The organism is Parageobacillus galactosidasius (assembly GCF_002217735.1).
GTDB classification, from domain to species: Bacteria; Bacillota; Bacilli; order Bacillales; family Anoxybacillaceae; genus Parageobacillus_B; species Parageobacillus_B toebii.
Window position 1 is genome coordinate 1,304,562 of record NZ_NDYL01000002.1, and the last position, 12,574, is coordinate 1,317,135.

13 protein-coding genes are annotated in these 12,574 nt (G+C 41.3%); 2 read left to right on the forward strand and 11 right to left on the reverse strand.

From position 1 onward, the window contains the following. Positions 1-114 precede the first annotated feature (114 nt). Entirely contained in the window at positions 115-1,773 is a 1,659-nt protein-coding gene (locus B9L23_RS16145; protein ID WP_081188727.1) for an acetate--CoA ligase, read from the forward strand. A 46-nt stretch (positions 1,774-1,819) separates the two neighbouring features. Here the strand turns inward: B9L23_RS16145 and B9L23_RS16150 are convergent, their stop codons facing one another. From B9L23_RS16150 to sppA, 8 genes are all read right to left on the reverse strand, one after another. Beyond that, on the reverse strand, positions 1,820-2,335 hold the full coding sequence (locus B9L23_RS16150) for a MogA/MoaB family molybdenum cofactor biosynthesis protein (protein ID WP_062679240.1): 516 nt from the start codon (positions 2,333-2,335) through the stop codon (positions 1,820-1,822). Between the two features lie 70 nt (positions 2,336-2,405). Further along, entirely contained in the window at positions 2,406-3,599 is a 1,194-nt protein-coding gene (locus B9L23_RS16155; RefSeq protein ID WP_062754972.1) for an acetate kinase, read from the reverse strand. Between the two features lie 214 nt (positions 3,600-3,813). Further along, complete coding sequence (locus B9L23_RS16160) at positions 3,814-4,803, reverse strand: class I SAM-dependent methyltransferase (RefSeq protein WP_015864806.1); 990 nt, start codon at positions 4,801-4,803, stop codon at positions 3,814-3,816. A gap of 145 nt (positions 4,804-4,948) precedes the next feature. Continuing rightward, a complete protein-coding gene (gene tpx, locus B9L23_RS16165) occupies positions 4,949-5,449 on the reverse strand; it encodes a thiol peroxidase (protein ID WP_015864807.1) in 501 nt (166 codons plus the stop codon). A gap of 75 nt (positions 5,450-5,524) precedes the next feature. Further along, positions 5,525-5,953, reverse strand: coding sequence for a GerW family sporulation protein (ytfJ, locus tag B9L23_RS16170; protein ID WP_015864808.1), 429 nt, complete (start codon positions 5,951-5,953; stop codon positions 5,525-5,527). Positions 5,954-5,965: 12 nt separating this feature from the next. Further along, on the reverse strand, positions 5,966-6,652 hold the full coding sequence (locus B9L23_RS16175; protein ID WP_081188728.1) for a DUF2953 domain-containing protein: 687 nt from the start codon (positions 6,650-6,652) through the stop codon (positions 5,966-5,968). Positions 6,653-6,720: 68 nt separating this feature from the next. Beyond that, positions 6,721-7,200 carry an RDD family protein gene (locus B9L23_RS16180; protein WP_062754976.1) on the reverse strand — a complete coding sequence of 160 codons (480 nt, stop codon included), beginning with the start codon at positions 7,198-7,200 and terminating at the stop codon, positions 6,721-6,723. Between the two features lie 13 nt (positions 7,201-7,213). After that, entirely contained in the window at positions 7,214-8,224 is a 1,011-nt protein-coding gene (gene sppA / locus B9L23_RS16185; RefSeq protein ID WP_081188729.1) for a signal peptide peptidase SppA, read from the reverse strand. Between the two features lie 136 nt (positions 8,225-8,360). On the opposite strand from sppA, the gene B9L23_RS16190 reads away from it, so the two are divergent. Further along, complete coding sequence (locus tag B9L23_RS16190; RefSeq protein ID WP_089098017.1) at positions 8,361-9,164, forward strand: NAD kinase; 804 nt, start codon at positions 8,361-8,363, stop codon at positions 9,162-9,164. Positions 9,165-9,336: 172 nt separating this feature from the next. On the opposite strand, the gene mbcS is transcribed toward B9L23_RS16190, so the two are convergent. The 3 genes from mbcS to thiI all read right to left on the reverse strand — a co-directional run bounded on the left by mbcS (position 9,337) and on the right by thiI (position 12,569). Continuing rightward, on the reverse strand, positions 9,337-10,929 hold the full coding sequence (gene mbcS / locus B9L23_RS16195) for an acyl-CoA synthetase MbcS (protein ID WP_089098018.1): 1,593 nt from the start codon (positions 10,927-10,929) through the stop codon (positions 9,337-9,339). Positions 10,930-11,073: 144 nt separating this feature from the next. Further along, on the reverse strand, positions 11,074-11,283 hold the full coding sequence (locus tag B9L23_RS16200) for an alpha/beta-type small acid-soluble spore protein (RefSeq protein WP_015864814.1): 210 nt from the start codon (positions 11,281-11,283) through the stop codon (positions 11,074-11,076). A gap of 80 nt (positions 11,284-11,363) precedes the next feature. Beyond that, positions 11,364-12,569, reverse strand: a complete 1,206-nt coding sequence (thiI, locus tag B9L23_RS16205) for a tRNA uracil 4-sulfurtransferase ThiI (RefSeq protein ID WP_062679247.1) — start codon at positions 12,567-12,569, stop codon at positions 11,364-11,366. Positions 12,570-12,574 lie beyond the last annotated feature (5 nt).

A 12,574-nucleotide genomic window follows, 5' to 3' on the forward strand; every position in this document is an offset into this window, starting at 1 on the left:
TTTTGCCTCTGGATACAATATACTATTTTATTTTTAAATAATATATTGAATATTTTTTCTTTTGCAATTATTATTGATATTGATTCTACCTTTTACAACAGTGGAGGGGTATAAATGCCAAATAAAACGTCCCATTCTTCATTAACCACTTCTTTTTCTTGGGAGACCGTGTTTCAACATTACGACTGGAATCCACGTGAACGTTTCAATGTCGCTCATGAAGTATGTGACCGCTATGCAGAAGATCCAACTCGCATTGCTCTGTTTTACGAAAACCATTTAGGGGAAAAGCGAGCCATCACCTATCGAGAATTGCGGGATTGGTCGAACCAAATGGCGAATGTATTTCGCAAACTTGGAGTAAAAAAAGGAGATAGAGTTTGCGCTCTTCTGCCTAAAAATCCTGCTCTGGTCGTTTATATTTTAGCTGCTTGGAAAGTTGGCGCGGTTTATGTTCCATTATTTACAGCGTTTGGTCCACAGGCGATTGAATATCGGATTAATCATTCTGAAGCAAAAGTGATTTTGACGAATAAAGAACAACGTTCAAAATTACCTCCAAGAGAAAAAATGCCAACATTAGAGCATATTTTTGTCATTGATGAAACAAATGACCATAACGATTTATCATTTTGGGAAACGCTTTCAAAAGAGTCTGTCGATCATCAGACCGAAGAAACAACTGTGGACGATTTACTAGCTATCCAATACACATCCGGATCGACGGGGATGCCTAAAGGAGCCATGTGGTCGCACAACTTGCTCATTAACATATATCCTTATATGCGATACGCCATCGATTTACGGGATGATGATGTATTTTTAGGAGGAGCCGATCCGGGATGGGCTTACGGGCTGATCTTTTGCACATTTGCGCCAATGTGCTTTGGCGTGCCAATCGTCTTTTACGAAGGACCGTTTAAACCAGAAACGTACTATTCTCTTATGGAAAAATATCATGTAACGAATTTCGCTTACGCACCGACCGCTTATCGCGCGATGGTCGCAGCAGGAGCAGAATTAATCAATAAATACAATATCCGCGTGCGGGCAATGAGTTCCGCGGGAGAACCGCTTAATCCGGAAGTGATCCGCTTTTTCCAAAAACATTTAGGGGTTACTGTCCACGACCAATATGGGCTATCGGAAACGTTAATGCTGATCGGCAATTTCAACGCGGTTGACATGGAGATACGCCCTGGTTCGATGGGATGGGTGCTGCCGGGATTTGAAGTCGCGCTGCTCAGCGAAGAAGGCGTTCCGGTAGAGGACGGAAATGTTGGACAAATTGCTTTTAACACGAATTCCATTCCAAACGTGTTCAAAGGTTATTGGAAAGATCCTGAAAAAACGGCGGAGAGATTGATGGGAAATTGGTTCCTCACTGGAGACTTGGCAACGAAAGACGCGGACGGATACTTTTGGTTCCAAGGCAGGGCCGATGACATCATCTCTAGTGCCGGATATCGCATCGGGCCTTTTGAAATAGAGAGCTGTCTCATCGAACATCCAGCGGTAGTGGAAGCAGCGGCCGTTGGAAAACCAGATCCGTTAAAAGGGGAAATCGTCAAAGCCTTCGTCGTATTGGCAGATGGATTTACTCCATCAGACGAACTAGCGCAAGAATTATCATTATTCGTGAAAAACCGTTTATCAAAACACGAATACCCTCGCGAAGTGGAATTCGTAACGGAACTGCCTAAGACGCCTAGTGGAAAAATCCAGCGATTTATCCTACGCAATCAAGAAGTCGAAAAACAAAAAAACACCTAATCAGGCAAAAAAGTGTCCGATTCCTTGAACGGACACTTTTTTGCTTTCATCGTAAATCTTTCCTTATTTCCCGCACCACATGGCCAAGCTCCGGCAAAATCAATTTTGTCATCGCAAGGCGCACCGCTCCCGACGACCCTGGGGTGGAAAAAATCGCTGTATCGTTCGCTACGCCGGCAATCGCCCTCGATAATATCGCGGCTGAACCGATATCTTCCGTGTAGCTTAACATGCGAAACAACTCGCCAAAGCCAACGATTTCTTTTTCGATGATTTCTTTTACTGTTTCAATGGTCACATCCCGTTTAGCGATGCCTGTGCCGCCGTTTGTTAGCACCACATCAATATTTGTCTGTTCGCATCCGTGCAAAATCGCCTCTCGAATCGCTTCTTTTTCATCTTTTACGATTTCATAACTGACAACTTCATGACCAGCTTCTTTTAATAAATCCATCATTAATTTTCCGCTCTTATCCGTGTCTTTTGTCCTTGTGTCACTAATCGTAATGACTTTACAGCGGACGATGTGCGGTGCTTCTTTTTTATGTTCCGTAACGCTCATATCGATCACCTATTTGATTAAAATTTTTTATAAAAAAGCAGCCTTCATAAAAGGCTGCTTTTATTCCATATTAACCAATATTCGCCAGTCTGACAACATCCCGTGCAATCATGACTTCTTCGTTCGTCGGGATGACTAACACTTTTACCGGGGAGTGTGGATAGCTAATGAACGCCTCTTTGCCGCGCACTTTATTTAATGCAGGATCCCAGTATACTCCCATAAATTCAAGGCCGCGCAAGACTTTCGCACGGATCACTTCACTGTTTTCGCCAATTCCAGCCGTGAAAATGATCGCATCTACACCGCACATGCGCGCCGCATAAGAACCGATATATTTATGAATGCGATTAGCAAATACTTCAAGCGCCAGCTCAGCACGTTTATTTCCTTCTGCCGCAGCTTTTTCAAGGTCGCGCAAATCGCTAGAAAGACCGGAAATTCCAAGCATTCCGCTTTTCTTATTTAATACTTCAAGCACTTCATCCGCAGTCATTCCCGTTTTTTGCATAATGTAAGGGATAAGGGCTGGGTCAATGTTCCCTGAACGCGTTCCCATTGCTACACCAGCGAGCGGCGTAAAGCCCATGGACGTATCGATCGATTTTCCTCCTTCTACTGCCGCGATGCTGGCACCATTTCCAAGATGGCAAGAAATGAGGCGAAGCTGTTCAATCGGGCGGCCAAGCAATTCGGCAGCACGTTGTGTTACATACTTATGAGACGTACCATGGAACCCGTATTTGCGAATGCCAAATTTCGTATAGTACTCATATGGAAGGCTGTATAAAAACGACTGCTCCGGCATCGTTTGATGAAAAGCCGTATCAAACACCGCCACGGCAGGCACATTTGGCAATACTTCTTGAAATGCTTTAATACCGATGATGTTTGCCGGATTATGAAGCGGAGCAAGCTCAGATACTTCTTCAATTTGCTTTAATACTTCATCAGTAATCAGCACGGAATCACTGAATTTCTCCCCGCCATGCACAACGCGATGACCAATTCCGTCAATTTCTTCAAACGAACGAATAATACCGTGGCTGATTAGCTTGTCAAGCAGCATTTTCACAGCTACCGCGTGGTTTGGAATCGCTGTCACTTCTTGGATTTTTTCACCGTTGACCGTAATTGTAAAAATCGCATCGTCAAAACCGATTCGTTCCACGATTCCTTTCGTTAGAACGGTTTCGTTCGGCATCTCAAATAATTGAAACTTTAAGGATGAACTACCCGCGTTAATCGCTAAAATTTTGGACATATTTCAAACAACTCCTTTAATTTATCGCTATCGTTATTTTGTTCGGTTTTTAATTATTTCACTATACTTTTTCATTGTATGATTGTTCATCCACCCTTTCAAGCAAATTATTTGTGATAATTTGGTGACAAGCCTATATTTTTATCTTTCGAAAATAAAAATAATTACTATCTTCCGAAAATAAAAACAGTTCCCACTTATCACAGGAACTGTTTTACTTCCCTTTTTCTTCTGTAACCCATTCATCAATTTTTCTCATCATCGCCTGCATCGCCTGTTTATTGGAGAAACGGGGAAGTTCCGCTAACAACGCTTTTTTCGGTGCTTTTACGTTTTCTCCTTTCTTTTGCAAAATAAAAATGCTTTTTGCTGCTTGTTCTGTTTTAAACATCGATAGCGGCAGTTGCAACAATCCTTGAATAACCGCATGCTCTTTAATAAATTCATGCAATTTTGCCGCTTGGTCACTTGAAAATAATGTATTTGGAATTAAGAAAAACAAGTAGCCGCCTTCTTTTGTATAATACAAGCTTTGTTCAATGAACAAATGATGGGCGTATGAATGTCCTTCTTCCGCCTTTAATGCAAAGCGAGAAGCATTTTCTTTATGTGGATAATAACCGACAGGCAAATCACACACGACTACATCTGCAAGCTCTACAAATAGCGGCTGCAGCCCATCTTGATTAAAAAGCTGAATCGCGTGTTTTTGCAAATTCGCGTTCACATATGCCAGCTTGATTAATACATCGTCCACATCCACACCGTAACTTTTCGTTTGCTTCCCTTTAAGATGGTTAAGCACCGTTGTCAGCAAATTCGCGGTACCGACGGCAGGATCAAGAATGGTAAGCGCCAGATGTTGGCGAGTAAATTGATTGACTAAATAGCTTATAAATAAACTAACCGCATCCGGGGTCATTTGATGATGCGGTTGTGTATATTCCTTCATTCCTTTTAACACCGCAAGCTGAAATGCTTTTCTTATTTCTTCATTCGTAAACCGTTCGAGTTGAATGTCGGCATATTGTTTTTTGAGACGTTTCGCGTTGACTTCGCTCACTTCTTCTTGAAGAACATCGCCGTGAAACACATTTTCTCCCGTTTCTGCCACCGCTTCTAAATAGGTGCATTGTAATTCATCTTGCAAAATTTTGGCTGTTTCATCAAATAATGTAAACAAACGTTCTACTGGAGTTGCCATTGTTCCTCCACCTTTCCGTAAGTGTCCAATATTTTATTGTACGATGTGCACAATCCAATAGCAAGAAGGATAAACGAACATTTGCCGATCGCAAGCCTGTGTCGATAAAATAGGAAAGACCTCGAACAAGTCGAGGTCTTTTCGGTTATTTTGCTGCTTTTGCCGCTTCGATGGCCGCTTCGTAGTTCGGATGATTTGTTACTTCCGGCACATATTCCACATATGTTACAATATCGTTGCTGTCAATGACAAACACCGCGCGTGCCAGTAAACGCAATTCTTTAATCAGCACGCCGTACGCTTGCCCAAAGGAAACATCGCGATGGTCAGAAAGAACTTGTACGTTTTCCACACCTGCCGCCCCGCACCAGCGTTTTTGCGCAAACGGCAAATCAACGCTAATCGTCAATACTTTCACATTATCCAATTTTGCTGCTTCTTCATTAAACCGGCGTGTTTGCGCATCACAAACGCCTGTATCCAGCGACGGAACAACACTGATCAAGCGGACGTGGCCTTTCGTATCAGCGAGCGTGACTTCCGATAAATCGTTAGCCAATACTTTAAAATCAGGTGCTTTGTCTCCCACTTTCACTTCATTACCAACTAATGTTACCGGTTGTCCTTTAAATGTAACTTGCGCCATTGGTCTTCCCCCCTTAAAATATGTACTACTGTCATCATAAAGGGAATACCAAAAAATTTCAATGGTTTCAACTTATCAAATATCAAAATCGTGTTTTTCTGTTGGCGAATCCTTTTTATTTTTCTTTAACATCTCTTGAATTTTCTCAATCGCCTGCGGTGCCACATCCAATATCTTTTCATATAAATGAGTGCTTTCGTCAAGATGAAGCAGTTTTACTCCCGAAGAGTTAACGATCAAAAAGGCAATAGGCGTAATGGAAACACCGCCGCCGCTTCCGCCGCCAAATGGATGCTCACTAGCCTGTTGTTGACTAGCGCCATTGCCATCCATCATAAATTCACTACCACCCGCCGCAAATCCAAAACCTACTTTGGACACCGTTAAAATGATACTTCCGTCTGGCGTTTCGACCGGATCACCGATAATTGTATTGACATCAATCATTTGTTTTAAATTTTCCATCGCTGTTGTCATAAGCCCTTGAATTGGATGATTGCTCATGCAAGATTCCTCCTAGTAGCTTTCATTTGTTTGCTGGGTGACAAATGTTTTTATTTCTGACAAATGATAGTCACGCCAATATTTCACAACTCGTATTCCTGCTAACATAGCATGCCCGATTCGAAAATGAATCATACATACGAATTTCGTTTCGGAAATTGCTTCATGAAAAGATGGAGTAATCATTAAACAAGGTGACGTTTGTAGTTTCATATATTTGCTAAATAATGCAACCAAACTATATTTCAACGACCATCCTAATCCGACAATCATCCCTGTTGCCGCTGCATCTCCTGTTCCGATTTTCGTCTGCCATTCGAATTTCGTAATGGATATATGACGAAGGAATTTTTTTATAATTGCATTCAGTCGTACGACATGTCTGACAAACTCCTTTGCTTTCTGAAAGCTATCGATAATATCCTCTAGCGTATACTTGCTTCGGTTTGGCTTGCTTTCGGAAATATTTTTTACCGTTTTGTTATGAACAATGACGATACCTGGCGACTCTGTTTCTATTTTTACTAATGGTATATGTATCGTATATCGAATAATCCCAAATAATGTTCGAAACGTAATTTTCCATTCATCATCATCTTGTGCATGTTGAAAAAGAATTGTAATCGACAACTTCATCACCGATAAAACAAAAATCAATAGAAAAAGAGCGACAACTATACTTACCGCAATTTTCAACATCAGCACTCCCCTTCAACATACCATTGTCACCATGTGCGTAAAAAAATAAACCTGCCAATATGACAGGTTTATTCATGAATGACAAGTGTATCAGCAAACTGGTCGTGCATCCCTTTTTTCTTTTCTGAAAAAGCGACAAAAAGAAATCCGATAAACAAAATCGTTTTCGCAATAAACTTCCCGATCACTTCACGAAATAACACGGTCGTCCATGTTAACGGCTTTCCAGACTCATCAATCACTTTTAATCCAAACACCATTTTTCCTAACGTTTGTTGAAAGAATTTTGTCATCAATACAAAATATGCATAAAATGTCAAGGTCGTAGCAATCGTTGCTGGCGCAAACATATTCGTCCGATCAACAGAAATATCCAACAGATGAAAGAACGGAAAAATAAGCAAACGGTTTAAACTGGAGACAACAAGCAAATCGAGCAAATATGCCCAAAATCGCATCCAAAACCCAGCATATCGTACATGAGAAGATACATTTGCATATGTTTCATTTCTTGCCTCTACAGGAACTGGCAGATACTTTTCGGTCATTTTTCCACTTCCTTTATTCAGCATATAAATACATTAAGCGCGGTGAAGAAGGGTTAGAAAGCAATTTTATTAATTCGGTTGCTTCATGCTTTGGCGTTGTGTTTTGATTGAACGCCATTTGAAATAAGGAGCCAAACGAAAATTCATTCGTATATTTCACCACTTGCGCGTCCGACAAACGATGGTCTTTTTTTAATGCGGCGATCGTATCGTCCAAATAACCAAATTCGTCAATCAAATGCAATTGTTTTGCCTGTCTTCCATCATAAATTCGCCCATCGGCAATTTTTCGAACTTCGCTTTCCGGAAGATGTCTGCCTTCGGAAATCACTTTCACAAATCCCTCATAAGAATTTTGAATTAGTTGCTGCAATATTTTCTTTTCTTCTTCCGTCATTTCCCTTGTCGGATTCATAATGTCTTTATACGGTCCGCTTTTGATCGTGACAAGCTTTACTCCATACTTTTTAGCAAGTCCTTCATAGTTTAAACTTTGCATAATCACCCCCAGCGAACCGGTAATCGTTTCAGGACTTGCGAAAATTTTATCCCCTGCCGTCGAAATATAGTATCCTCCCGAAGCTGCCATCGATCCCATTGAAACGTAAATTGGTTTCTTCGTTTCTTTTTTTAGCTCCAGCAGTTGGTCGTGAATCTCCGCGCTTTCCACGACGCCGCCCCCAGGTGAATTTACTCTTAGCACAATCGCTTTTACCGTATCGTCATTTTTTGCTTGCTCAATCATTCGCAAAAATGATTGATGATCATATCCTGCTGCAGCAAATAGCGCCCCCGTATCTCCTACATCTTGAATGACTCCATTTACTTCAAGAACAACGATTTTTTGCAATTCATCGCCATCTTCAAGAACCTCTTCGCTGAACTCATTCTGCACTAATGCAAGCCAATTTCCCGACCATTTTTCCACATCGCTTGTTAACAGTGTAGTAATAACGTTTACTAAGGCGGAAAAAACAAATAATACAACAGCAATCAATAACGCAATCCATCGCTTTCGATTCATCATTCTTCCCCCTATGAAAACAACTTATTTTTAGATTTCGTGTAAAAGTGTTACACTAAATTATGTATACTTCACTTATTGTACCATAATTACCAATTGACTAAAATATGACAACGAGACAATGGGAGGGTTTTAAATGGCAGACGAGCGCAATCATCTTTATTTTTTTTATAAGCGTGATGAACAACTGATGAAACGTGTAGAACCGCTGATCACGCTTGCAAAACAAGGTCCGTTTGTGGTAGTCGATGATCATAAAAAAGCGAATATCATCGTCAGCATCGGGGACGATGGCTCGTTTTTACAAGCGGTGCGTCAAACAGGATTTCGCAACGATTGCTTATATGTCGGGATTTCCACACTTCCGTCACGCGGGTTTTACTGCGACTTTCAAATTGATGACATTGATCATATGGCAGAATCAATAAAAAATTTACAGCTGGAAGTAAGAAAATATCCAATTATTCAAGTTACCATTGATGGCACCGCTTCATTTTTCTGTTTAAACGAATGTTCCATTCGCTCGCAAATTATTAAAACATTAACGATGGACGTATTTATTGACGACCTGCACTTTGAAACGTTTCGTGGAGATGGAATCATCATTTCGACACCGACAGGAAGTACGGCATATAATAAATCGGTAAACGGCGCTGTCGTTGATCCGCTTCTTCCTTGCTTTCAAGTAAGCGAGTTAGCTTCACTCAATAATAACCGTTACCGGACGCTCGGTTCATCGTTTATTTTAAGCGGAGAGCGAAAATTAACTTTAAAAATGTCCGATGAAACAAGCCATTTTCCAATCATTGGTTTAGATAATGAAGCATTAAGCATTCAACATATTGAAAAAATTGATGTCATCTTAAGCGACAGAGTGATTAAAACCGTCCGTTTAAAAGACAATTCTTTCTGGGACAAAGTAAAACGAGTGTTTTTATAAGAAAACTCTCTCTGGAAGTAAACCGTTCTTCGCCCGCTGGGGTGTTCTTGCTTTTGTTGTGATTTAGCTTTTTGATAAGACAAGTCAGTCTGGAGACAGTCTTTCGCCCACAATGCCGTTTAAGAGCAAAAAAGGACTGTTTCCTGTTTGAAACAGTCCTTTTTTTACTTTTTTATTGCTGCTTTGCAAGGCGCATCTCGCGTTCGCGCAGCTCCACGCGACGGATTTTTCCTGACGGCGTTTTCGGCAAATCATCGACAAATTCAATTTTACGCGGGTATTTATACGGTGCGGTCAGCTGTTTGACATGCTCCTGCAGCTTTGGAATCAGCGCCGGATCATTTTTATCTACTCCTTCGCGAAGAACAACAAACGCTTTCACAACATAACCGCGTATTTCATCTGGACTAGCGACGACAGCACACTCTTTTACCGCAGGGTGCTTGACAAGGGCGTCTTCTACTTCAAACGGTCCGATTGTATAACCGGAGCTAATGATAATATCATCTCCACGCCCTTCAAACCAAAAATACCCATCTTCATCTTTTCTCGCTTTATCCCCTGTAATATAATAATCACCGCGGAATTGCATCGCCGTTCTTTCCGGATCTTTATAGTAATACTTAAACAGCGTTGGAGTGTCGACGTGGACGGCGATATCGCCAACTTCGCCGACGGCGCAAGGTTCCCCGTTTTCATTGATAATCTCAACGATGTTTCCCGGCGTCGGTTTGCCCATGGAGCCTGGTTTGATCTTCATACCTTTCATAACGCCGACAAGCAATGTATTTTCCGTTTGTCCATATCCATCCCGGACTTGAATGTTGAAATATTTTTCAAACGTATCAATCACTTCCCTGTTAAGCGGCTCTCCGGCTGATACGGCGCTGCGGAGATGCGGAAGCTTATAATCGCCGATATTTGGCACTTTTGCCATTAGCCGATACTCCGTCGGCGTGCAGCAAAGCACATTTACTTCGTACTTGCTTAAAAGCTGTAAATATTTTTCTGGATCAAACCGGCCATAATACACAAACCCAGTGGCGCCTGAACCGAGCGTTGATAAAAACGGGCTCCAAATCCATTTTTGCCATCCTGGACCGGCAGTCGCCCAGACAAGATCATTTTCTTCGATGCATAACCAATTTTTCGCAGCGATGCGCAAATGCGCATACCCCCACCCGTGCGAATGAACGACCCCTTTCGGATTTCCGGTCGTTCCCGATGTATAGGATAAAAACGCCATATCATCACGGGATGTGTCAGCAGCAACAAGCTCATCGCTTTCTGCCTTCATCGCTTCCTCTAAATTGATCCAACCGCTCGGTTTCGTCTTTCCGACAACGAATTTCATAATATGGTCAATGTTTCCGATCGGTTCAAATTGATCCACATATGGCTCATACGCAATAATCGCTTTTACCTCACCATGGGAAATACGGTATTGCAGATCTTTTGTGCGGAGCATTTCCGAACTCGGAATGACTACCAGCCCCGCTTTTAATGTTCCTAAATATACTTCATACGCTTCAATTAAGCGGGGCACCATAACAAGCACTTTATCCCCTTTTTCAAGCCCACGTTTTAATAAAGCGTTTCCAATTTGATTGGCGTGTTTGATTAAATCGCCATATGTAATCTCCCGTGTTTCCCCTTGTTCATTTTCCCATTTTAAAGCAAGCTTATTCGGATTAACCATCGCATGTTTTTCGATCTCAGACGTTAAATTATAGCGTTCCGGCGCGATGAAATTTTCCCGCTTCATTTTCTCCAACTCCCCTTTACAATATGATAGGTGCCAATTTAGCGCATGCTACTTACATTATACAAAATAATTTATATATTTTGAATATTTTTAAAAAATAATAAAAGGCGGGATAAACCCGCCTTCGTAGCCATATATATTCAATTAAAATTGTTGTTGAGTACCGCCTAATTGTTGTTGCGCCATAGCAACAAGGCGTTTTGTGATTTCTCCCCCAACAGAACCGTTAGCGCGAGAAGTAGTATCAGCGCCTAATTTTACGCCAAATTCTTGAGCGATTTCGTATTTCATTTGTTCAAGAGCTTGTTGTGCTCCTGGAACAAGCAATTGATTCGAATTGTTGTTGCGTGCCATATGTTTTCACCTCCTTGTACCTATAGAATGTGTGAAAACATATGGCTTCATGCATTTATCTCATTGGTAAATTTCGGGATTTAGAATAACTGTTCAAACTCATCTTCCGTTGCGGAATGTTCGTCGATGACCATCGTTTCCGTATTTGCGATCGCCTTCTCTATTAATGGTTGTAAATCAACAAAACTTTCATAATGAACCACTTTTTCTTTTTTTGGTTTTGTTTTTGGCGATCTTGGCGTAAAAATGGTACAACAATCTTCATATGGAAGAATCGAAATATCGTGTGTGTCAATTTTTTTAGCAATGTCGATAATTTCTATTTTATCCATCGATACAAGCGGCCGCAAAATCGGCGTTGTGGTGACATCATTAATGACAAACATGCTTTCTAGAGTTTGGCTGGCAACTTGTCCAAGGCTTTCCCCTGTCACAATCGCAAGTGCGCGATGCCGCTGACGCAACGCATCAGTAATTTTTAGCATTGCTCTTCTTGTTGAAATAAGCGAGTATTCGTTTGGCACTTGTGTATAAATGGCTTGCTGCACTTCTGTAAAAGGAACAATGTGAAGTTTTATTTTTCCTCCGTACGTGGTTAATTTTTTCACTAAATCAATCACTTTTTGTTTTGCCCGATCGCTTGTAAACGGCGGACTAAAAAAGTGAACCGCTTCTATTTCCAATCCGCGCTTCATTGCCAAATACCCGGCAACTGGGCTATCGATTCCACCGGAAAGCATGAGCATTGCTTTGCCGCTCGATCCCACCGGCAAGCCCCCGGGACCTGGAATATCGTGACACGTGATATATGTGCCTTCTTGGCGAACTTCCACGCGGACATCGATATCAGGATCATGTACATTTACCGTTAACCCGTCTGTATTGCGCAAAATATGAGCGCCAATTTCATAATTTAACTCGCTGCTTCCATACGGAAATTGCTTGTCCACTCTTCGAGCGCTTATTTTAAACGTTTTTCCTTCATGAGGAAGCTGCTTAACAGCTGCCAATGCTGTTTCTTTTATTTCGTTCAATTCATTATGACATTTCATTGCTAAACTAAATGAATGAATGCCAAATACATTTTTTAATTTGTCAATAATCGGTTCATGCGGTTCTCCGTTTAGTAAAATGTACATGCGATCACGCATATATTCGATTTTAATATTCGGAAACGCATGAAGTTTTTTAGCGACATTATCTTTTAAACGGCGAACAAACAAGTTTCGATTTCGACCTTTTGTCGTCATTTCTCCATAGCGAATTAAAATACGGTCATATTTCATAGCAA

Bases quoted from the DNA above. Each gene is read 5' to 3' on its own strand.
- B9L23_RS16145 (WP_081188727.1), top strand. From the start codon at position 115: ATGCCAAATAAAACGTCCCATTCTTCATTAACCACTTCTTTTTCTTGG.
- B9L23_RS16150 (WP_062679240.1), bottom strand. From the start codon at position 2,335: ATGAGCGTTACGGAACATAAAAAAGAAGCACCGCACATCGTCCGCTGT.
- B9L23_RS16155 (WP_062754972.1), bottom strand. From the start codon at position 3,599: ATGTCCAAAATTTTAGCGATTAACGCGGGTAGTTCATCCTTAAAGTTT.
- B9L23_RS16160 (WP_015864806.1), bottom strand. From the start codon at position 4,803: ATGGCAACTCCAGTAGAACGTTTGTTTACATTATTTGATGAAACAGCC.
- tpx (WP_015864807.1), bottom strand. From the start codon at position 5,449: ATGGCGCAAGTTACATTTAAAGGACAACCGGTAACATTAGTTGGTAAT.
- ytfJ (WP_015864808.1), bottom strand. From the start codon at position 5,953: ATGAGCAATCATCCAATTCAAGGGCTTATGACAACAGCGATGGAAAAT.
- B9L23_RS16175 (WP_081188728.1), bottom strand. From the start codon at position 6,652: ATGTTGAAAATTGCGGTAAGTATAGTTGTCGCTCTTTTTCTATTGATT.
- B9L23_RS16180 (WP_062754976.1), bottom strand. From the start codon at position 7,200: ATGACCGAAAAGTATCTGCCAGTTCCTGTAGAGGCAAGAAATGAAACA.
- sppA (WP_081188729.1), bottom strand. From the start codon at position 8,224: ATGAATCGAAAGCGATGGATTGCGTTATTGATTGCTGTTGTATTATTT.
- B9L23_RS16190 (WP_089098017.1), top strand. From the start codon at position 8,361: ATGGCAGACGAGCGCAATCATCTTTATTTTTTTTATAAGCGTGATGAA.
- mbcS (WP_089098018.1), bottom strand. From the start codon at position 10,929: ATGAAGCGGGAAAATTTCATCGCGCCGGAACGCTATAATTTAACGTCT.
- B9L23_RS16200 (WP_015864814.1), bottom strand. From the start codon at position 11,283: ATGGCACGCAACAACAATTCGAATCAATTGCTTGTTCCAGGAGCACAA.
- thiI (WP_062679247.1), bottom strand. From the start codon at position 12,569: ATGAAATATGACCGTATTTTAATTCGCTATGGAGAAATGACGACAAAA.